Source organism: Streptococcus parasanguinis (assembly GCF_001069785.1).
In the GTDB taxonomy this organism is placed as follows: domain Bacteria; phylum Bacillota; class Bacilli; order Lactobacillales; family Streptococcaceae; genus Streptococcus; species Streptococcus parasanguinis_T.
On the sequence record NZ_JVSR01000097.1, the window covers coordinates 15,669 to 36,549 of the forward strand.

17 protein-coding genes are annotated in these 20,881 nt (G+C 45.1%); 15 read left to right on the forward strand and 2 right to left on the reverse strand.

Features of this window, described 5'->3' with window-relative positions; all coding sequences use genetic code 11:
* Nucleotides 1–21: 21 nt before the first annotated feature.
* From ADG03_RS09140 to ADG03_RS09190, 11 genes are all read left to right on the forward strand, one after another.
* Nucleotides 22–1,347, forward strand: coding sequence for a DUF6287 domain-containing protein (locus ADG03_RS09140; protein WP_049473315.1), 1,326 nt, complete (start codon nucleotides 22–24; stop codon nucleotides 1,345–1,347).
* Nucleotides 1,348–1,359: 12 nt separating this feature from the next.
* Nucleotides 1,360–2,628: a DUF6287 domain-containing protein gene (locus ADG03_RS09145; protein ID WP_049473316.1), complete on the forward strand. Its 1,269-nt coding sequence runs from the start codon at nucleotides 1,360–1,362 to the stop codon at nucleotides 2,626–2,628.
* Between the two features lie 17 nt (nucleotides 2,629–2,645).
* On the forward strand, nucleotides 2,646–3,383 hold the full coding sequence (locus ADG03_RS09150; protein ID WP_049473317.1) for a hypothetical protein: 738 nt from the start codon (nucleotides 2,646–2,648) through the stop codon (nucleotides 3,381–3,383).
* Between the two features lie 692 nt (nucleotides 3,384–4,075).
* The gene (gene pnp / locus ADG03_RS09155; protein ID WP_049473318.1) at nucleotides 4,076–6,298 is read left to right on the forward strand and encodes a polyribonucleotide nucleotidyltransferase; all 2,223 of its coding nucleotides are present in this window, start codon (nucleotides 4,076–4,078) and stop codon (nucleotides 6,296–6,298) included.
* A gap of 24 nt (nucleotides 6,299–6,322) precedes the next feature.
* Nucleotides 6,323–6,940 (forward strand): serine O-acetyltransferase, encoded by a 618-nt coding sequence (cysE, locus tag ADG03_RS09160; RefSeq protein WP_049473319.1) that lies wholly within the window; start codon nucleotides 6,323–6,325, stop codon nucleotides 6,938–6,940.
* Between the two features lie 12 nt (nucleotides 6,941–6,952).
* Complete coding sequence (locus ADG03_RS09165) at nucleotides 6,953–7,819, forward strand: GNAT family N-acetyltransferase (protein WP_049473320.1); 867 nt, start codon at nucleotides 6,953–6,955, stop codon at nucleotides 7,817–7,819.
* Between the two features lie 20 nt (nucleotides 7,820–7,839).
* Nucleotides 7,840–9,183: a cysteine--tRNA ligase gene (cysS, locus tag ADG03_RS09170; RefSeq protein WP_049473321.1), complete on the forward strand. Its 1,344-nt coding sequence runs from the start codon at nucleotides 7,840–7,842 to the stop codon at nucleotides 9,181–9,183.
* Nucleotides 9,176–9,574 carry a Mini-ribonuclease 3 gene (locus tag ADG03_RS09175; protein ID WP_003004765.1) on the forward strand — a complete coding sequence of 133 codons (399 nt, stop codon included), beginning with the start codon at nucleotides 9,176–9,178 and terminating at the stop codon, nucleotides 9,572–9,574. Before cysS ends, ADG03_RS09175 begins: the two co-directional genes overlap by 8 nt.
* Nucleotides 9,571–10,431: a helix-turn-helix domain-containing protein gene (locus ADG03_RS09180; protein WP_049473322.1), complete on the forward strand. Its 861-nt coding sequence runs from the start codon at nucleotides 9,571–9,573 to the stop codon at nucleotides 10,429–10,431. Before ADG03_RS09175 ends, ADG03_RS09180 begins: the two co-directional genes overlap by 4 nt.
* A 124-nt stretch (nucleotides 10,432–10,555) precedes the next feature.
* Entirely contained in the window at nucleotides 10,556–11,686 is a 1,131-nt protein-coding gene (locus ADG03_RS09185) for an ABC transporter ATP-binding protein (protein WP_021154414.1), read from the forward strand.
* 66 nt (nucleotides 11,687–11,752) lie between these two features.
* On the forward strand, nucleotides 11,753–13,420 hold the full coding sequence (locus tag ADG03_RS09190) for an alpha-glucosidase (RefSeq protein ID WP_049473323.1): 1,668 nt from the start codon (nucleotides 11,753–11,755) through the stop codon (nucleotides 13,418–13,420).
* Nucleotides 13,421–13,747: 327 nt separating this feature from the next.
* On the opposite strand, the gene ADG03_RS09195 is transcribed toward ADG03_RS09190, so the two are convergent.
* Together ADG03_RS09195 and ADG03_RS09200 are read right to left on the reverse strand one after the other, a co-directional pair.
* A complete protein-coding gene (locus ADG03_RS09195; protein WP_049473324.1) occupies nucleotides 13,748–16,969 on the reverse strand; it encodes an LPXTG-anchored zinc carboxypeptidase in 3,222 nt (1,073 codons plus the stop codon).
* Nucleotides 16,970–17,083: 114 nt separating this feature from the next.
* Entirely contained in the window at nucleotides 17,084–18,046 is a 963-nt protein-coding gene (locus ADG03_RS09200; RefSeq protein ID WP_049473325.1) for an aromatic acid exporter family protein, read from the reverse strand.
* A 96-nt stretch (nucleotides 18,047–18,142) separates the two neighbouring features.
* Between ADG03_RS09200 and rlmB the strand changes: the two genes are divergently transcribed.
* From rlmB to rplM, 4 genes are all read left to right on the forward strand, one after another.
* Complete coding sequence (gene rlmB, locus ADG03_RS09205; RefSeq protein ID WP_049473326.1) at nucleotides 18,143–18,871, forward strand: 23S rRNA (guanosine(2251)-2'-O)-methyltransferase RlmB; 729 nt, start codon at nucleotides 18,143–18,145, stop codon at nucleotides 18,869–18,871.
* A 19-nt stretch (nucleotides 18,872–18,890) separates the two neighbouring features.
* A complete protein-coding gene (locus tag ADG03_RS09210) occupies nucleotides 18,891–19,406 on the forward strand; it encodes an NYN domain-containing protein (protein ID WP_049473327.1) in 516 nt (171 codons plus the stop codon).
* Complete coding sequence (locus ADG03_RS09215; RefSeq protein WP_049473328.1) at nucleotides 19,403–20,266, forward strand: DegV family protein; 864 nt, start codon at nucleotides 19,403–19,405, stop codon at nucleotides 20,264–20,266. Before ADG03_RS09210 ends, ADG03_RS09215 begins: the two co-directional genes overlap by 4 nt.
* Nucleotides 20,267–20,418: 152 nt before the next feature.
* Nucleotides 20,419–20,865 (forward strand): 50S ribosomal protein L13, encoded by a 447-nt coding sequence (rplM, locus tag ADG03_RS09220; protein WP_002876943.1) that lies wholly within the window; start codon nucleotides 20,419–20,421, stop codon nucleotides 20,863–20,865.
* Nucleotides 20,866–20,881: the final 16 nt, after the last annotated feature.

A 20,881-nucleotide genomic window follows, 5' to 3' on the forward strand; every position in this document is an offset into this window, starting at 1 on the left:
GATAGATATGAGGAGGTTTTTATGAAAAAGGTTATGATTACACTATTAGCAGGCGCGTCCGTTCTAGCTCTGGTGGCTTGTACGCCCAAACGCTATGAACGCCAAAGCAAACCAAAGATGGCCACATCATCGACAGTTAAAAAAGAGAAGAAGGATACAGGTCAAAAGTATTATCAAGAGGTTTTGGAGCGGTATGCCAAGTATGATACTGCTCTTAAAAATGGGGATAAAGCAGGCCTGTTTGCGGAATTAGGTAAAATACAATCGGGTTCAGAAGAAAGCATCTATTTAGATGCTTTGGAGCGCTTAGGAACTCCGGTAACCTTCCAATACGCTTTTACAGACTTGAACAAAGATGGTGTGGATGAGCTCTTGGTGTCCAATCAATACACTGGAAACAAACAATATGTTTCTGCCATCTATTACCTCAAGGGTCAAAAAGCCGAATTGCTCCATACAGCTTATACAGCTGCGGTGGGCGGTTATCGCTCCAGTTTAGATATTTTTGACAATGGGCAAATCGTCTATGCCACTTGGCAATCTGTGAATCCGGACCAGGAATTGACTCTTTATTCACTAGGAAAAGGGGAAGCAAAGGAAGAAAAGAAATCAACCATTCAAATTGGTGGGGACCAAACAGCAGAGCAGGCTCTTGGGATTTCAGCCAAGCAGTTGGACCTCAGTAAGCTGGACTGGAAAACTTTTGACGGTTCAGGGGATTCCAAATCAACAGCTAAAGCAGAAGATAAAAAATCAGAAAGCTTCCAAGTGCAAGTCAGTGTGTCGGATCTTCGTATTCGAAAAGAACCATCTACTTCAGCTCCATCTGCAGGAATGATCGCAAAAGGAACTCACACCATTACGGAAACCGTAGAGGCAGATGGTCATACTTGGGGCAAATTGGAATCTGGACAAGGCTGGATCGCCCTTGAATTCACAACGCGCGTGGATGGTTCTAAATCAGCCAGCTCAAGTAAGAAAAGCAGTGGAATGAATATTCAAGAAATTCAGAACGGTGATTTTTCAAGTATTGCAGGAACCTGGAGAAATGGTCTAGGTTGGGTTCTGGAATTTGATAAAGATGGTTTGACAGGAAAAGGATTTGTAACAGATGGTAGTGGAGTTGTTGATAGAATTAATCCCGATCACGGCTATATTAGTGGGGGGATCCATAGTTCAAAACCAAATACAGCTGGTGGAGCTGCGATCTCATTCTTGCCAGCTGGAACACCTATGAAGCCAGATAGTAATCAGAATAGTGATCCATCAGATACATCAAAAGACCGTATATGGGTTGGGCAACAATATATTTGGGATACTGACTCGTTCTTCTACCGTGTGGACTAAAGGAGTGATACTATGAGAAAATTGATGATTTCACTACTGGCGGGTGCGTCCGTCCTAGCTCTGGTGGCTTGTACGCCCAAACGCTATGAACGCCAAAGCAAACCGAAAACGGCAAGCTCTTCGTCGGTCAAAAAAGAGAAGAAGGATACAGGTCAAAAGTACTATCAAGAGGTATTAGATCGCTATAAATCTTATGCGGTTGCCATTAATACTAAGGACCAAACAGCTTTACAAAATGAACTAAAGAAGATCGAAGCAACTTCAGAAGAATATGCCTATGTCTTTAACCTTCAAACACTTGGAAGCACCAATGAGTGGCAATATGCTTTTGAGGATCTTAATCGTGATGGTAATGATGAACTGCTGATTGGGGATGGCAAAACGATTGCTGCTGTGTATTATTTGAAAGATAACCAGCCAACCTTGCTCCACGTAGCCTATGTGGCTTCTGCAGGTGGCTATCGCTCTAGTTTAGAAGTTTTTGACAATGGGCAAATCGTTTATGCTACTTGGCAATCCCTTAATCCAGAAATGGAATTAACCCTTTATTCGCTAGGAAAAGGGGAAGCCAAGGAAGAAAAGAAAGCAACCATTCAAATTGGTGGAAAGGAAACAGCAGAACAAGCTCTTGGGATTTCAGCTAAGAAGTTGAACCTCAGTAAGCTAGACTGGAAAAAATTTGATGGTTCAGGGGATTCCAAATCAACAGCTAAAGCAGAAGAGAAAAAATCAGAAATCTTCCAAGTACAAGTTACCGTAGCCGATCTCCGTATTCGAAAAGAGCCCTCAACCTCAGCTCCCTCAGCAGGAATGATCGCAAAAGGGACTCATACCATTACGGAAACCGTAGAGGCAGATGGTCATACCTGGGGCAAATTGGAATCTGGACAAGGCTGGATCGCCCTTGACTATACAACGCGCGTGGATGGGAATGCCGAATCAGCTCCTGCCCCTGCCAAAACAAGCACTGAGATGAATCTAGATGAAATAAAAGCTGGAAATTTCTCAAGTGTAGCGGGAGTTTGGAAAAATAAGTACGGTACGAGCATTGAGTTTGATGCGCAAGGGATTGTGAAGGTCAATGGTAGTGCTGTCAATGGTGTTCAATTTTCTGGTTTTTACTTCAAGGAAGGCAATTTACACGGAGTTAGTCGCATGCCTGGCGCAACGAACGAAACGCCTATTCTTTTCATTCCTTCAAGAGAAGGTGGCAGTGAATCCATTTACTGGAGTAAGAGTGATGCTACGAATGGAAACGATTTGTACTACCGTGTGAACTAAAAAATAGGGAGACAAACATGAAAAAAATTGGAACATATTTACTAGCTGCAGTTCTCTTGCTTTCCCTAGCAGCCTGTGCCCCAAAACGCTATGAGCGTAAGCACAGTCCTGTAGGAGCTTCATCAGTCAAAAAATCATCTGACAAAGCCCAAGAAAAAGAGCAAACAGAAGAAGCTAAGTCAGATGAACATGATAAAGAAGCCATTGGGACCTTGTCAAAAGCAGACCAAGCGGACATCTATTCGATCATTGAAAACAGTGCGTCTTTGACCTATTCGCTTCAGGTACAACCGACTCGCTTGCTGGAGTTGAACAATGATCACGGTGCGGTTGATGGTTACCCACAAGACATGTTCATTGATTACTACAATACCTACACGCCTGGGACCTATAATCTGCAAGATGTCATTGATAAATTGAATGCAGAAGAGACATCGGACTCTATCCGCAGTCTTTCACAAGACCAGCTGATCCAACTAACAAATGAAAAGAAAAATGGCTGGATCTATTCGACAAAAGACAAGGCCTTCTACGAAATTGTACCTGGTGGTCGTGGCGGAGCGATGCCACCGATGGAGATTCCTTCGCCGGATGAATGGGTAGTCAATGAAGATTCAGTTGAAGTGACAACAACTATCCAAGGTACTTCCGATCCATACAGACGTTTTGTCTTGAAACGTAACAACAAGAACTACAAGGGTGGAACCCATAAAACACGCTTTTATGTCGACAGCACTGAATTCGTGAAATCGTAAAAATAATCAAAAGCTATATCTAGCTCTAAAATTTTTATATAGAACTTGCTGAAGATTCACAGAAAAAGGCCCTCAAAGCCTTTTTCTTTTGGGCTTGAATATGTTAAAATAAAAGGTATACGTGCTTGGATACAAAGATGAGGATATAACAAATAGATGGGCTGTCGAAATTCCTATCTCGTTGAGTTGGGTGGCCTTGGTATCTTGAGTAATTGAATTTTGGCCTCATTTCTCAGGAAAAAAGATAAGCCTCCTAGCACTCATCGAGTGCGGCGTCACCTTCCTATTTTTCTACAGAAATGTTCGGCAAACCGAACCGTCCAAAATATCTTGAGTAATTGAACCCGCCTACAACTCTGTGGAAAAAGATAAATCTACCTAGGAGCGTTCGCTCCGTCGTTCGATTTCCTATTTTCCTTTGAGTTGCTTAACGGCTTTAGTATCTTGATAGTTGAACACGGGCTAAATCCCTAGTGAAAAAGATAGATTTCCTGGTGTGCGTGGCACACTGCGTCAATCTATGCTATCATGCGTAATTGAACCCGCCTACAACTCTGTGGAAAAAGATAAATCTACCTAGGAGCATCCGCTCCGTCGTTCGATTTCCTATTTTCCTTTGAGTTGCTTAACGGCTTGGTATCTTGATCTTTGTAGGCAAGTCGTATAATTTTATCAATCCAAAGGGGATTACAATGACAAAACAAGTGTTTCAAACGACTTTTGCGGGTCGTGAGTTAATCGTAGAGACTGGTCAGGTTGCGAAGCAAGCAAATGGCTCTGTTGTCGTGCGTTATGGTGAGTCAACTGTCTTGACTGCTGCCGTTATGTCTAAGAAAATGGCAACTGGGGATTTCTTCCCACTTCAAGTCAACTACGAAGAAAAAATGTATGCGGCTGGGAAATTTCCTGGTGGCTTTATGAAACGTGAAGGACGTCCTTCAACAGATGCGACTTTGACAGCGCGTTTGATCGACCGTCCGATCCGTCCAATGTTTGCGGAAGGTTTCCGTAATGAAGTGCAAGTCATCAACACAGTCCTTTCTTACGATGAAAATGCATCTGCACCAATGGCAGCGATGTTTGGTTCATCATTGGCACTTTCTATCTCAGATATTCCGTTTGACGGACCAATCGCTGGGGTACAAGTAGGCTATGTGGACGGGGAAATCATCATCAACCCAACGCAAGAACAAGCAGAGCGCTCTCTTCTTGAATTGACAGTAGCTGGTACCAAACACGCTATCAACATGGTAGAGTCTGGTGCCAAAGAATTGTCAGAAGAAATCATGTTGGAAGCTCTTCTCAAAGGGCACGAAGCCGTTAAAGAATTGATTGCCTTCCAAGAAGAAATCGTTGCGGCAGTTGGGAAAGAAAAAGCAGAAGTTGAATTGCTTCATGTAGATGCTGACTTGCAGGCTGAAATCATCACAGCCTACAACAGTGACCTTCAAAAAGCGGTTCAAGTTGAAGAAAAATTGGCGCGTGAAGCTGCAACTCAAGCAGTGAAAGACCAAGTCACAGCAGTTTACGAAGAAAAATATGCCGACCACGAAGAATTTGACCGCATCATGCGCGACGTGGCTGAAATCTTGGAACAAATGGAACACGCAGAAGTGCGCCGTTTGATTACAGAAGACAAGGTTCGTCCGGATGGTCGTAAGGTCGATGAAATCCGTCCTTTGGATGCGGTTGTTGACTTCCTTCCTCGCGTTCACGGTTCAGGTCTCTTTACGCGTGGACAAACTCAGGCTCTTTCTGTCTTGACTTTGGCACCAATGGGTGAAACGCAAATCATCGATGGTTTGGATCCTGAGTACAAGAAACGCTTCATGCACCACTACAACTTCCCACAATACTCGGTTGGTGAAACAGGTCGTTACGGTGCGCCTGGTCGTCGTGAAATTGGTCACGGTGCTCTCGGTGAGCGTGCCCTTGCTCAAGTATTGCCAAGCTTGGAAGAATTCCCATATGCCATCCGTTTGGTAGCAGAAGTCTTAGAATCAAATGGTTCTTCATCTCAAGCCTCTATCTGTGCGGGAACGCTTGCCCTTATGGCTGGTGGTGTGCCAATCAAGGCACCAGTAGCTGGTATTGCCATGGGTCTGATCTCAGATGGAAACAACTACACCGTATTGACAGATATCCAAGGTTTGGAAGACCACTTTGGAGATATGGACTTTAAGGTTGCAGGAACTCGTGACGGAATTACAGCCCTTCAAATGGATATCAAGGTCCAAGGGATCACTGCAGAAATCTTGACTGAAGCACTTGCTCAAGCCAAGAAAGCTCGTTTTGAAATCCTTGATGTCATTGAAGCAACCATTCCAGAAGTTCGTCCAGAATTGGCTCCAACTGCTCCGAAAATTGATACCATCAAGATTGATGTCGACAAGATCAAGATTGTCATCGGTAAGGGTGGAGAAACCATCGATAAGATCATCGCTGAAACAGGCGTTAAGATTGATATCGACGAAGAAGGAAACGTATCTATCTACTCGAGCGACCAAGATGCCATTAACCGTGCTAAGGAAATCATTGCTGGTTTGGTGCGTGAAGCCAAAGTGGATGAAGTCTACCATGCCAAAGTGGTTCGGATCGAGAAATTCGGAGCCTTTGTCAACCTCTTTGACAAGACGGATGCCCTCGTTCACATTTCTGAAATGGCTTGGACTCGTACCAACCGTGTTGAAGACTTGGTAGCGATCGGCGATGAAGTGGATGTCAAGATTATCAAGATTGATGAAAAAGGTCGTGTCGATGCTTCTATGAAGGCACTCTTACCACGTCCGCCAAAACCTGAACATACAGAAGAAAAAGGTGAAAAGGGTCCTCGCCATGGTGATCGTCCTCGTCACCACAATAAAGACCACAAACCTAAAAAAGACTTTACCATTACACAAAAAGATTCAGAATAATCATTAGAAAAGGAGGAGCACGGTATGGGATGGTGGCGTGAAACCATCAATATTGTAAAAGAAAATGACCCAGCAGCGCGTACCTCGCTGGAGGTCCTTTTGACCTATCCGGGCGTCAAAGCACTGGCAGCTCACCGTGTTTCCCACTTTTTGTGGAACCATGGCTTTAAGCTCTTGGCGCGGATGCACAGCCAATTCTGGCGTTTTTGGACTCAGATCGAGATCCATCCAGGTGCGACCATTGCTTCTGGTGTCTTTATCGACCATGGAGCGGGCCTCGTTATCGGGGAAACAGCCATTGTTGAAAAAGGCGTTATGCTCTACCACGGGGTGACCCTTGGGGGAACAGGGAAGGATGTCGGGAAACGCCATCCAACGGTTCGTGAAGGAGCCTTGGTCTCCGCTCATGCCCAGGTCATCGGTCCGATTGAGATTGGGGCCAAGGCCAAAGTAGGAGCGGGAGCGGTCGTGGTCTCCGATGTACCGAGTGATGTGACCGTTGTCGGTATTCCTGCCAAGATTGTTCGTGTTCACGGTAAGAAGGATGAGCCAATCATTCACCAAGAAGAAGAAAAACGCGAATACTATGTGAATAAGATGGAGCATGCTAAGGAAGCCAGTCATCGGTCTTCTAGCTTGTAAGGAGATCGCTACGTGATTCAAGCAACCAATACATTGAATGACCACCAACTACTGGAAGCAAAGGCCCTTATTGCTATCTGTCAGAAGTATGACGGAACTTTTCGGGATCCTTATCTCTCCAATATGCTCAATTTTGATCCCGATATGCCCGCCTTTTTCCTTTATTATGAAAAAGGTGAACTTATTGGCCTATTAACGGTTTATGCAGATGACCCAGATGTGGAAGTAGCGATTCTGGTCCACCCCAATCATCGTCGTCAAGGCATTGCGCGTGCTTTGTATAGAAGTTTTGAGACAGAAACGGCATCTTATCCCATTGAGTCTGTGACTTTCCAGACAGAGCGTGTTTTTCTAGAGAAGCATCCTGAGTTTGCCAGCAACTGGGGACTGGTCGAGGATGAAGGTACAGAAACCTGGTTAGGTAAGGATAGAAGACCTTATCCGTTAGCAACTGTTTCCAATCTGGACGTTTTGTTAGCAGATCGTTCCTATCAGGATCAAATTAGTCAGTTAAAATTTCAGGCATTTTCAGAGGAACATGAATCGAGAGAAGTTGTGGATAGATATGTCGCTAAAGCTCTGAAAGATCCAGAAAGTCGCCTATATATTTTATTAAAAAACGGTCAGGTTATTGGGACTTGTACAGTTGATTTATCGAGTAATACGAATTACCTCTATGGTTTAGCAATAACCGAACTTGAACGTGGAAAAGGCTATGGAAGCTATTTGGCAAAATCTCTCGTCAACCAACTCATTGAGCAAAATGACAAGGAGTTTCAGATTGCCGTGGAAGACAGCAATGTAGGTGCCAAACGTTTGTATGAAAAGATTGGCTTTGTCAAACAGACTCAGGTGGTTTATTTGAATGCGAAAGAGTAGGAACAGAAAGGAAATGAAGCGTGTTAAAAATTTATGATACCATGTCTCGTGATTTGCGAGAATTTTTCCCCATCGAGGAAGGAAAGGTCCGCATGTATGTTTGTGGGCCAACAGTTTACAACTATATCCACGTTGGGAATGCCCGTTCAACGGTAGCCTTTGACACGATTCGTCGCTACTTTGAGTATCGTGGCTACGAAGTTGCCTATATTTCCAACTTTACCGATGTGGATGATAAGATCATCAACCGTGCCAAGGAAGAAGGCATTACTCCTCAGGAAGTGGCGGATAAGTACATCGCAGCCTTTCGTGAAGATGTGACGGCTCTTGGGGTCAAGCCTGCAACCCGCCACCCTCGTGTGGTTGAGTTTATGGATGACATCATTCGCTTTGTTACCGACTTGATCGAAAAAGGCTATGCCTATGAGAGCCAAGGCGATGTCTATTTCCGTGTGGAAAAATCCCACAACTATGCAAAATTAGCCAACAAAACTCTAGAAGACTTGGAGCTAGGCGCTTCTGGTCGGACAGATGAGGAAACAGCCCGCAAGGAAAATCCAGTTGACTTTGCCCTTTGGAAAGCTGCCAAACCAGGAGAGATTTCCTGGGACAGCCCTTGGGGACCTGGTCGTCCTGGTTGGCACATCGAGTGTTCGGTCATGTCGACGGGAATTTTAGGGGATACTATTGATATCCACGGTGGTGGTGCTGACCTTGAGTTTCCGCACCATACCAACGAAATCGCTCAATCAGAAGCTAAGACCGGAAAAACTTTTGCCAATTACTGGATGCACAATGGCTTTGTCAATATTGATAATGTCAAGATGTCCAAGTCCTTAGGCAACTTTATCACTGTGCATGATGCATTGAAGACTATCGACGGCCAAGTGCTTCGTTTCTTCTTTGCAACCCAGCACTACCGCAAGCCCATTAACTTCACAGAAAAAGCGGTTCGCGATGCGGAGACCAACCTCAAGTATTTGAAAAACACCTATGAGCAACCGTTCACAGGAGAAGTGGATCCAGCAGACTTACAAGGCTTTGTGGACAAGTTTATCGCGGCTATGGATGAAGATATCAATGCGGCAAACGGCATCACCGTCGTCTTTGAATTGGCTAAATGGATCAATTCAGGTCACTACAATCAAGACGTCAAAGATGCCTTGACCAAGATGTTAGAAGTCTTTGGAGTGGTCTTTGTCGAAGAAGACTTGGATGCAGATATTGAAGCCTTGATCGCTGAACGTCAGGAAGCGCGGGCTAAGAAAGATTTTGCGCGAGCAGATGCCATTCGCGATGAATTGGCTGCACAAGGAATCAAGCTCTTGGATACAAAAGAAGGTGTAAGGTGGACACGTGATTGATGTCAATCTAATCAATGGGATTGCCCTTGCCTTTGAGGGAGATGCGGTCTATTCCATGTATATTCGCAGACACCTGATTTTTCAAGGGATGACCAAGCCCAATAAGCTTCACCAGGCTGCCACCCGCTATGTCTCTGCTAGAGCTCAGGCCAGCTTGATTGAAAGCATGCTGGAGCAAGAAATTCTGACAGAAAAAGAGTTGGAGATCTACAAGCGCGGTCGCAATACCAATAGCCATACCAAGGCCAAAAATGCGGATGTCGTGACCTATCGGATGTCGACGGGCTTTGAGGCTGTCATGGGCTATCTCCATATGACGGGGGAGCTCTCTCGGCTAGAAGAGCTGATTGACTGGTGCATCCAGCAAGTAGAAGAAGGAAGAAAGCAGTGAAAAATATCAGAGAGTGGTTTCCTCATGCAGAGGTGACGGATCAAGCCAATCCACCAGCTGGTTATGTAGCCATTCCCCTTCAGGCTCATCAATGGTTGCTGCTGAAGGAAGAAGAGCTAACCGAGCGAGAAAAACAATTGATTTCCTGGTTAGGCGGTGAAGAAGAGGTTGCCCCTAATCCTTGGTACCAGTACCTGATCGATGGAAAGGGAGAAGCCCCTCAAGTCATCAAAAAAATGCAGCTCGTCTATTGCCACATCTCGCATTCAACAGCGGAAGGGACGGCTTCTTGGTTAGAGATGATGCAGACACTCTTGCCCAACTTCCGAGCAACCTTGCAACTGAGCGGACAAGATTATGTGCTCATTCTGGACCAAGACCAGTCTTTACCTGTGGCCGATATCTTAAAAGATACTGTCTCTGCCATGGAGTATGACTTCAATATTCGTTTATCTATCCTGGTCGGGCAAGTATGGACCGAGTCTAAAGACGGGAAAGTGTCTCCGGTTATCCGAGCAGAACAGGCGGTCTTTCGAGCTTGGATCCGAGAAGGTCATCAAGGCGTCTATCGCTTTTCTCAACTCTATCTGTGGGGGATCGAGCAGGCAGGTCTGGATCTTACCCCGATCAAAGAACGCTTGTATCAGTTGATTGAAAGTCAAGATCAATTGCAAGACATCATTGTCGCTCTTTGGGAAAATGGGGCAGTCGTGACCAAGGCGGCCCAGCAACTCTATCTCCATCGCAATTCGCTCCAATACAAGATTGATAAGTGGGAAGAGCTAACGGGTCTCCAGTTGAAAAGTCTGACAGATCTGGCTCTTTGCTACCATTTAGTCTTGCAAGATGTCATTTAAACGGAATCAATCGAGAGTTTTGTGCAACTTGCACAAAACTCTTTTTCTTTTTTGTGAGACTTGCCATAGATTTGTAAAACGTTTTCATTTACAATAGAACTATAAAAATCAAAGGAGTACCATCATGGTAGAATTAAATCTTAAAAATATTTACAAAAAATATCCAAACAGCGAACACTACTCAGTAGAAGACTTCAACTTGGACATCAAAGACAAAGAATTTATCGTTTTCGTAGGTCCTTCAGGATGTGGTAAATCAACGACTCTTCGTATGATCGCTGGTCTTGAAGATATCACAGAAGGTGAATGTTCAATCGATGGCACTGTTGTAAACAACGTGGCACCTAAAGACCGTGATATCGCCATGGTATTCCAAAACTACGCTCTTTACCCACACATGACTGTATACGATAACATGGCCTTTGGTTTGAAATTGCGTAAATACAGCAAAGAAGACATCGACAAACGTGTACAAGAAGCAGCTGAAATCCTTGGTTTGAAAGAATTCTTGGATCGTAAACCAGCTGACCTTTCTGGTGGTCAACGTCAACGTGTTGCCATGGGTCGTGCGATCGTCCGTGATGCAAAAGTATTCTTGATGGACGAACCTTTGTCAAACTTGGATGCTAAACTTCGTGTATCGATGCGTGCTGAAATCGCGAAAATTCACCGTCGTATCGGAGCTACAACGATCTATGTAACTCACGACCAAACAGAAGCGATGACACTTGCTGACCGTATCGTTATCATGTCTGCTACTAAAAACCCTGCAGGTACTGGTACAATCGGACGTGTAGAACAAATCGGAACTCCTCAAGAAGTATACAAAAACCCAGTGAACAAATTCGTAGCTGGATTTATCGGAAGCCCTGCGATGAACTTCATCAATGTAAAATTGGAAGGTGGACACATCGTTGCTAATGGATTGAATTTGAAAGTTCCAGAAGGTGCTTTGAAAGTCTTGAAAGAAAAAGGCTATGATGGTAAAGAATTGATCTTTGGTATCCGTCCAGAAGACGTGAATACAGAAGCTGCATTCCTTGAAACTTTCCCAGAATCAGTTGTGAAAGCTACGATCTCTGTGTCTGAGTTGCTCGGTTCTGAATCTCACTTGTACTGCCAAGTTGGTGACAACGAATTCATCGCTAAAGTAGATGCACGTGACTACCTTGGAACTGGTGAAACCATCGAACTTGGATTTGACTTGAACAAAGCTCACTTCTTCGACAAAGAAACTGAAAAAACAGTATACTAATACCTACTGGCGCTATAGAGACTGAGACAATGTGTCTCGGTCTCTTTCATTTTAAGGAGACAAAACATGGAAAAAGACTGGTGGAAGGGGAAGGTCGCTTATCAGATCTACCCAAAAAGCTTCAAAGACAGCAATGGAGATGGTGTTGGGGATTTGAAAGGAATCACGGAGAAACTAGATTACCTTCAAGACTTAGGGATTGATATTCTCTGGTTATCTCCTATTTACAAGAGTCCTTTTATTGACCAGGGTTATGATATTTCCAACTATTATGCCATTGACCCAATTTTTGGAACCATGGAAGATATGGAAGAGCTGATCGCGGAAGGCAAGAAGCGGGGCATTTCCATCATTATGGACCTGGTGGTTAACCACTGCTCCAGTCATCACGAGTGGTTCCAAAAAGCTTTAGCGGATCCAGATGGACCTTATGCGGACTACTTTTATTTCATCGAAAGTGACAAGGAACCCAACAACTGGGAAAGTTACTTTGGAGGCAGTGTCTGGGAACCAGTTCCTGGCACCAACAAATACTATCTCCATTCTTTCCACAAGGATCAGCCGGATCTCAATTGGCAAAATCCTGTCTTACGCGAAGAGATTTACAAGATGATCAATTGGTGGTTGGACAAGGGAATCGCTGGCTTCCGGATTGACGCCATTATCAATATCAAAAAGGATTTAGAATGGCGTTCGCTTCCGTCCGATCGTGACAATGGCCTGGTTCCAGTGCCGGAATCGCTGGTCAATGCCCAACCGATTGAACCTTTCCTGCGAGAGTTAAAGGAGCGAACTTTCGCCAAGTACAATGCCTTCACTGTAGGGGAAGTTTTCAATGAAACCGATGAAGAATTGCACTTCTTTATTGGAAAAGATGGTGTCTTCTCTTCCATCTTTGACTTCAAACAAACCATGCTGGGTCAGGAAGGAAAAGGCTGGTTCGACCATGCTCTTCCAACTGCAGATGAACTCAAGGAAAGTATTTTCCAAGCCCATGAGCGCGCGGATAGCATTGGGGTTCTTTCGACCATTATCGAGAATCACGACGAGCCTCGTGGGGTGTCCCATTATATTGCGGAAGGTCCAGTAAACGATACCAGTAAAAAAGCTCTGGGAACTATTCAGGTTTTGCGTAAGGGAATTCCTTTTATCTACCAAGGCCAAGAAATTGGGATGGAAAACCAAGTCTTTGAATCGGTGGAGGACTTTGATGATATCGCAACCATCAATGGCTACCACGTCGCGAAAGAAGCTGGTTTAAGCGAGGAAGAAGCCTTGGCCGCGATTGCCAACTACAGCCGGGACAATGCGCGGACACCCATGCAGTGGTCAGCGGAGCCAGGATTGGGCTTTAGCGATGGAACAGCCTGGTTGATCAGTCCCAAACCAAATGTTGCCATCAATGTGAAAGATCAAGAAAAGGATCCAAATTCCATCTTGAATTACTATCGCCAGTTGACGGCCTTGTATCGCCATCCCCTTTATGGAAATACCATCCGATTCGGAGATATGATCCCAGCGTATCGGGACCGTGAAAACATCATCGCCTTTGAACGCCGTGGGGACAAGCGTCTCTTGGTTGTCAGCAATTTCCAAAATCGCCAGGCCACCTTGGAGTTGCCAGCTCCGATTAAAACAGTCGTTTTAAATAATACAGCAGGATTATTCCAAGAAGGAGACCAAGTGCTAGAATTAGCTCCTTACCAAACGGTTGTGTTGGAATTGGTGGAATAAGGAGAAACTTTGCATCAGTGTTAGGATTTAATGTAGAATAGTATGTTCATTAAATATTCTGGAGAACATTATAAAAGTTTTCTATACTTTAGAATCAGTCAAGTATAAACTGAAACTTTCCGCTGTGAGAAAAGTGTTTGAAACATTATTGTTTCAAACACTCGGGAGTTTTGAGACCTTAGGCTCAAAACTAAGTCATGGAACTTCGAAGAAGTTCGCTGACGTCCGTACTCACCTAAGGAAAGTTTTGAAAGATATTTTATCTCCAAAAAGAACCTTCGCGTCTGCGAAGGTTCTTTTCGTGTCATCCAAGTCTAAACCTGGAACTTACTCAACTTCTTTCTTTTTCAAGAGGAGGAAGCCTCCGCTAACGGCTAACAAGAAGCCTGAAAGAATGAAGTGTGCGGTTGTGTCTTCTCCAGTTTGTGGCAATTGTGCCTTAGCTGGACTTTCTTGGAAGCTTTGTCCTACTTGGTAAGTCAAGGCTTGCACGCTTTCTTCATTTTTAGTTGTCATTTCTTTTTGTGGAAGGAGCACTTTAGGAGAATCCTTCTTGGCTAAGATTGGCTGTGGATTGCTTGTTTGGTTATGAATTGGAACTACCACTTGATCTGGTTCTTTAGCTGGAACGTAATCCATCAAGCTTGCCAACTTGCTGCCAAAGATCGCATTGGTTACCCAGCGGAAGAAGTGGACAGGGTGTTGACGGTTGGTTGGATTTCCTGCATAGACAAAGAGTGGTTGTCCCATCAGTTCTCCAGAGATGGCCATGACTTTGTTAGCCAGAACATCGTTATGTGGCCACCAACCTGCAATATAATAATCGCTTGGAGCGATGCTCATCAAGGTCTTGAAATGCTCTGGAACCTTTTCAATCCAGTTTCCTGAGTTGGAGTAGAAGAGGGTATTCTTCTTGTATCCGCTGGTCAATGGATCCTGATCATCAATGATCGCTTTCATCAAGCCTTCGTAGTCACTACCGCCTTTTAGTTTTTCAGCGTCAAATCCTGTAAGAACTCCCAATTTTTCCAATTTTTGCATGGCTTCCCCACCAATGACAAGGGTTGGTTTCTTGCCAAAAATGGAAGCGTCAAAGCGATTGCTTTCCAAAATAACAACATCCGCTTCTTCTGGCGTATTGACGATTTGGAAGCCTAATTTTTCAAGGACCAAACTAGTATGAGCAGGCGCATCTACTCCAGCCCAATTATAGTGGTAGTTTGGAGAGTAGACCTTCATCGGTTTCAAGGTTGGGCCGCTTGGTACCTTGTAGAGGGCATCACCATAAATGGCATAGTTTGGCAGGAGCGAAGCAAAGGTATCGCGGTCAACAATGTAGCCATCGTCTGTTAGATAGACAGATTTACCTTGCGCGATGGCCTGGTTGACAGCTTTAACGGCACTGGCTGAGGTATTTGATATCACATAGTAAGGAGCTTTTGGATCGATCTCAGAGGTACGAGTGGCGCGGGTGGTGGTGACTTCTCCTAATTTTCCGTTGAAAAGACCATCCGCAAAGACAGGTTCGGACTTGAACCCTCTCATATCTGGGAAGTTGACCAGCAACTCTGCGTACATAGCAGCCCAGGCAGATTCGTTGGAGCCCTTGTAGAGAATGTGGTTAGCATAGCCACGTTTGGCTTGGGCCATGTCAATGACTAAGTCCCCTTTTTTATAGTTGCCAATATCTTCTTTGAGTTCCTTGACGAGGACACCATTGCGTTTGAAGTAGTCGATCATATTAAAGGCTTCTTGGGCATCGTTGTCTTTGTCGAGGCTCATTGGGATGACGTAGTAGTCTGGGAAGAATTTCGGACGACCGTTTTTCACACGTCCCACGATTTCTCCATTTGGGCCGACCAGTTCATTTTCAGCTTTTGGATCTTCGGTTTTATTGAGACCGCGCAGGTAGAAGTTGAGACGCATCTCAAGGAGACGGTCCGGATCTTGGTTGAGGAAGTCAATTCCGCCTAGGACAGCATTGCGACCTGCTTTGTAGGATTCTTCATTTCCTTCTGGAATTTCGATAGTATGGCCTAAGATACCATGGTAGACAGCATAAACTCCTGTATAGCCAGAGAAGGAGTCATCCCAGCCATCGCCCCAATCCAGTTTTGGAATGATGTAACTATTGTATTTAGAATTGGCAACTCCTGCCCGTCCCATATGATGGGCATTTTCTAGCATCAGGTCTGACAGAAGATCGTATTCGAAGTTCGGATCATGTGGTGGCGTTGCAGGTTCGATTAAGAATTCTTTGACAAAACCGTGTAAGTCGTAGAGAGCAATCGGATTCCACTTGTTGATCATTTGGATAACCGTGCGAACTTCCGGATTTGTTTGGTAGCTGGCATCCCGGTTTGGATCGAGCCCGTTTGCTAGGGCCCGCAGGTTGAGAGCATCCCCATCTGGGTTTTCCGTGAAGTCAAATAAGAAGATGAATTTATTGAGCAGGGTTGGAATATCTAGCGTGACTGTTTTAGCATTTCCAGCTTCATCGGTGGTGTTAAAGGTTACCTTTTCCTTGGTCGCAAAGGTATTGAAGAGGCCTGTGATAATGTCAATGCCTGGCTGCTCATCCGCGTGGGTATTGTGGACTAAGACAGGTAATTTGTAATCCAAGGTCTTGTCTTTTAGTGCGGCCAGCATTTCGCTTGGCTTAGTCAAAGCTGTAGGGTTGGTACTAGACAGGTAGTGATCGATGCTGGCTTGGTCCTTACTCACGATCCCCATCTTCATATCCCGTCCTTGGGCACTCTTTCCAAGAGTTTCCAGCTGCACCAAACGATCGGGTTTCGCTTCTTCCTTGGATTTTTCGATAGCAGCTAGCATCTCTTCATGCGTATGGTAGTCCTGATAAGGTCGAAAAACAAGGGTCTTATTGATGGTGATTCCTAAGTCTGCATTGGTCCCGACCAGTTCATGGTTGCCGATGTAATTGCGGTAAGTCCGGCGAATATTATTTGGGCTACGAAGACTGAGATCTTCACCAAAGAGATCCTGCACGTCGATGTGGAGATCCAGATCATTGCCGTTTGCGGTCTCTGTGATAGTAAGGAATGGATCCTTGCTCAGTGTTCCTGTCTCCATATCCCAAGTTTTCCACTCAGAGAGTGGCTTATTGTCTAAGGTCCAGTTGATCTTGCCAGCAGCTTGAGCTTTTTCTTGGACTTTGTCATCAATCGTGCTCTTTTCAGAGAGATAAATGGTGCTATTCTCCAATCGAGTCGCTTGGTCAGCGGTTGTTGTCGCACGGTTAGTGACTGGACTAGCGGCTGGAGCAACTTCTGTACTAGAAGCCACATCAGAAGTCGATGCTGTTTCTGCAGGACTAGCAGGAGTTACTTCTGTGGCTGTAGCAGGACTGGTCGTCTCGGCTGTCACAGGTTGCTCAGTAGCAGGTGTCACTTCAAGGACCGTGCTTGGTTCCGCTTGAGGCGCTTCTAAGCTATCGGCTGAAGCTTGGCCATGACCGATAACGGAAAGCAAGACAGCCGCTGAGAGACTGAGTGTCGTAGTGTACAAATGTTTCTTATACGAAGACTTCATATAGAAGACCCTCCTTAAAAAGTTATTTTCCAGTTCTAGTATACCATTTTAGGAAAGCGTTTACAACAACTGCCTGAATAAAAAAGCCTTTGCATCTTGCAAGGGCTTCTTTGTCTATTCTGTTTCCTCATGGAATTGTTGGTAAAAATCAACCTTGACCTGGATAAAAGTTTCTAAGTCTCTTAACAATTGGAGCAAGGTGGCGCGTGTTTCGAATTCTTCACGGGTCTTAGGAAGAGGACGTTCACGGAAGATCGCTAAATACTGACTAATATCATCTAGAAGATCTTGGGCAGGATTTTTCTGGCTTAACTGTTGGGCCGTTTTCTTAAAAAGTTGAGCTAGGATTATGCTTTCACTCGCCGCTAACTGACAACGGTTGACGTTTTCTGCCATATCCCGCAGGATATCGTTTTGCCGCTTGCGCATTTCGAAGTAGTGAATATGGTAGTTGGTTTGGTGAAAGAGGTGGTTGGAATGGTCCAGATAGACTAGATTTAAAGCATCCTTTAGGATGCTATCCAACTCCTTAATCAAGCGAGCATCATTGCGACCATCCCCTTTACCAAGAAATTCCGCAAAACGACCGAGGATCTTCTTTAGTTGGTCTTCGACAACATCATGGTAGTGATCAATCGCAGCCTGATTAGAAGGCATATAGAGATTGGCCAGCAGGGCAAAGCTGGTCCCGATTAAAAAGAGGGCAAGTTCATTGAGCAAGAGCCCCCAGGAAGTAGACTGCTCAATCAAGAGATGGGTGACGAGGACCGTACTTGGCGTGATGCCGATCTGCCAGCCCATTAGAAAGGCGCATGGAACATAGAGAGCAATAAAGACTCCCAGTGCCCAAAGGTTGAATCCAAAAAAGGAAAAAGCGAGACTTCCGATCACAAGGGCCAGCAAGGTCGACATAAAACGCTGATAGGCTTGCTTGATGGTACTCCGACGCGTATCAGAGATACTCAAGATGGCAATGACGCCAGCTGAGATGGCATAGGTCAAGCCCAGAGTATAAGCAAGGGCAGCTGCTAAACAGGTGGCCAAGGTGAGCTTGATGGTTCGTTGAAAAAGAGGCATGGCTTCCTTTCTATTTTGTTGGTTTCGCTGAGATAGATTTCATTTCATTATATCATGAATTGGCCTCATCCTCCTTTCTTGTGGTATACTAGTTCTATGGAAAATAACGATATCGTATACGGTGTCCATGCAGTCACCGAGGCTTTACAAGCCAATACAGGCAATAAATTATATATTCAAGAAGACCTCCGAGGAAAAAATGTCGACAAGATCAAGGCCTTAGCAACTGAGAAAAAAGTGTCGATTTCTTGGACGCCAAAGAAAACCCTACAGGAAATGACAGAAGGAGCTGTTCACCAAGGCTTCGTTCTTCGTGTGGCAGCCTTTGCTTACACAGACTTGGTAGCGATTCTGAAACAGACAGCCCAAGAAGAGAACCCGCTTTTGTTGATTCTCGATGGCTTGACCGATCCGCACAATCTTGGCTCCATCTTGCGGACAGCTGATGCGACCAATGTCTCAGGGGTCATCATTCCTAAGCACCGGGCAGTCGGGGTAACCCCAGTGGTGTCGAAAACGTCTACCGGAGCAGTGGAACACATTCCCATTGCCCGTGTGACCAATCTCAGCCAAACCCTAGACAAGTTAAAGGAAGAGGGCTTCTGGATCTTTGGAACCGACATGAACGGCACGCCATCTCATCAGTGGAATACGGCTGGTAAGTTGGCTTTGATCATTGGTAATGAAGGAAAAGGGATCTCAACCAATATCAAAAAGCAAGTCGATGAGATGATCACCATTCCTATGAATGGCCATGTTCAAAGCCTCAATGCCAGTGTGGCAGCAGCCATCCTCATGTATGAGGTCTTTCGCAACCGACTATAAATAGTAGAAAGGCAATGATATGAAACGAAAAATCTTATTGGTTGACGGCTACAATATGATTGCCTTCTGGCAGGAGACCCGCCAGCTCTTTCAAAAAAGTGAGCTCGATGCGGCGCGCAACATCCTCCTGCAAAAACTGAGCCATTATGCTAGCTTTGAAGGGATCGAAGTCATCTGTGTCTTTGATGCCCAGTATATGCCAGGAGTGCGGCAGACCTACGATGAGTTCAATGTTCAGGTGGTCTTTACTGGTGAGGATGAGACGGCAGACGACTATATCGAGCGCTTGGCGGCAGAGCTCAATACGCCCCTCCACCAGGTATCCGTCGCGACCAGTGACTTACATGAACAATGGACTGTCTTTGCTCAAGGAGCCCTTCGGGTATCTGCTAGAGAGTTAGAGAAACGAGTCGCAGTCGTCAAAGGAAACCTCAATCAGGCGAAGCGAGTGGTCAATGATCAAAAACCACCCATGCGACCGCTTGATCACCAAGTATTGCGACAATTACAAGAAATGATGGGAGACAAGAAATGACATTTGCTATTTTGACAGATTCGACCGCAGATTTAGACCAGAACTGGGCCAAGGAACACCAGGTGACCATTCTTGGCCTGACCATTGAGTTAGATGGAACAGTTTACCAGACAGTTGGCCAAGGTCAATTGACCAGCCCTGAGCTTTTAGAAGCCATGAAAAATGGAGCTAAACCGACAACCAGTCAGGTCAATGTGGGCCAATTCCAGGAGACCTTTAAGCACTTTGCAAAAGAGGGAACACCCCTGCTTTATGTGGCCTTTTCATCAGTCTTATCAGGGACCTATCAGAGTGCAATCATGGCACGAGACCTGGTTTTAGAAGACTACCCAGAAGCCGTGATCGAGATTGTCGATCCGAAGGCTGCTGGGATTGGAGAGGGCTACCTGGTTATGCGGGCAGTAGCTGCGCGTGATGCAGGTCGTTCATTAGCAGAAGCCAAAGAAGAAATCATGGAGCTAGCGCCGAAACTTCGGACCTATTTCCTGGTCGATGACCTCTACCACCTCATGCGTGGCGGTCGCCTTTCAAAGAGTGCCGCGATCATGGGAAGTCTAGCCAGCATCAAACCTATTCTCTGGATAGATGCGGAAGGAAAATTAGTTCCTATCAGCAAGGTTCGGGGTCGCAAAAAAGCTGTCCGAGAATTACTGGAGTTGATCAAAGCCGATATCGGTGGAAGCACAGCCTTGGTCTCTTATACCAACGATCTAGAAGGAGCCGAAGCACTGAAGCAAGAAATGCTTGCGCTTGAAGGCATCGATGAAGTCATCGTGATGCCTCTTGGACCAGTTATTTCAGCCCACATCGGCCCGAATTCCTTGATCGGATTTGTCATTGGAAAAGAAAATCGTAAATAATTTTCCAAATCGGTTGACTTTTATCTTAGAATTTTGATACAATAGTAGGCGGTATTGTTTACCCCATTTGTAAGGCCCCGGAACCTTTCAAATAACTCGCGGACCGGAACATCCGCCCTGTAAACAAAAACGACATTCATATAGGAGAAATCATGAACAAAACTACATTCATGGCTAAACCAGGCCAAGTAGAACGCAAATGGTACGTTGTTGACGCAACTGATGTACCTCTTGGACGCCTTTCAGCAGTTGTTGCTAGCGTGCTTCGCGGAAAAAACAAACCAACATTCACACCTCACACTGATACAGGTGACTTCGTAATCGTTATCAATGCTGAAAAAGTTAAATTGACTGGTAAAAAAGCAACTGATAAGATCTACTACACTCACTCAAACCACCCAGGTGGATTGAAATCAATCTCTGCTGGTGAACTTCGTTCTAAAAATGCAGTTCGTTTGATCGAGAAATCAGTTAAAGGTATGCTTCCACACAATACTCTTGGCCGCGCTCAAGGTATGAAATTGAAAGTATTCGTTGGAGCTGAGCACACTCACGCTGCACAACAACCAGAAGTTCTTGATATTTCAGGACTTATCTAAGGAAAGGAACAATAAA

Coding starts and splice junctions, on each gene's coding strand:
- ADG03_RS09215 (WP_049473328.1), top strand. CDS start 19,403: ATGACATTTGCTATTTTGACAGATTCGACCGCAGATTTAGACCAGAAC.
- ADG03_RS09185 (WP_021154414.1), top strand. CDS start 10,556: ATGGTAGAATTAAATCTTAAAAATATTTACAAAAAATATCCAAACAGC.
- ADG03_RS09200 (WP_049473325.1), bottom strand. CDS start 18,046: ATGCCTCTTTTTCAACGAACCATCAAGCTCACCTTGGCCACCTGTTTA.
- ADG03_RS09190 (WP_049473323.1), top strand. CDS start 11,753: ATGGAAAAAGACTGGTGGAAGGGGAAGGTCGCTTATCAGATCTACCCA.
- rlmB (WP_049473326.1), top strand. CDS start 18,143: ATGGAAAATAACGATATCGTATACGGTGTCCATGCAGTCACCGAGGCT.
- pnp (WP_049473318.1), top strand. CDS start 4,076: ATGACAAAACAAGTGTTTCAAACGACTTTTGCGGGTCGTGAGTTAATC.
- cysE (WP_049473319.1), top strand. CDS start 6,323: ATGGGATGGTGGCGTGAAACCATCAATATTGTAAAAGAAAATGACCCA.
- ADG03_RS09210 (WP_049473327.1), top strand. CDS start 18,891: ATGAAACGAAAAATCTTATTGGTTGACGGCTACAATATGATTGCCTTC.
- ADG03_RS09150 (WP_049473317.1), top strand. CDS start 2,646: ATGAAAAAAATTGGAACATATTTACTAGCTGCAGTTCTCTTGCTTTCC.
- rplM (WP_002876943.1), top strand. CDS start 20,419: ATGAACAAAACTACATTCATGGCTAAACCAGGCCAAGTAGAACGCAAA.
- ADG03_RS09145 (WP_049473316.1), top strand. CDS start 1,360: ATGAGAAAATTGATGATTTCACTACTGGCGGGTGCGTCCGTCCTAGCT.
- ADG03_RS09195 (WP_049473324.1), bottom strand. CDS start 16,969: ATGAAGTCTTCGTATAAGAAACATTTGTACACTACGACACTCAGTCTC.
- ADG03_RS09140 (WP_049473315.1), top strand. CDS start 22: ATGAAAAAGGTTATGATTACACTATTAGCAGGCGCGTCCGTTCTAGCT.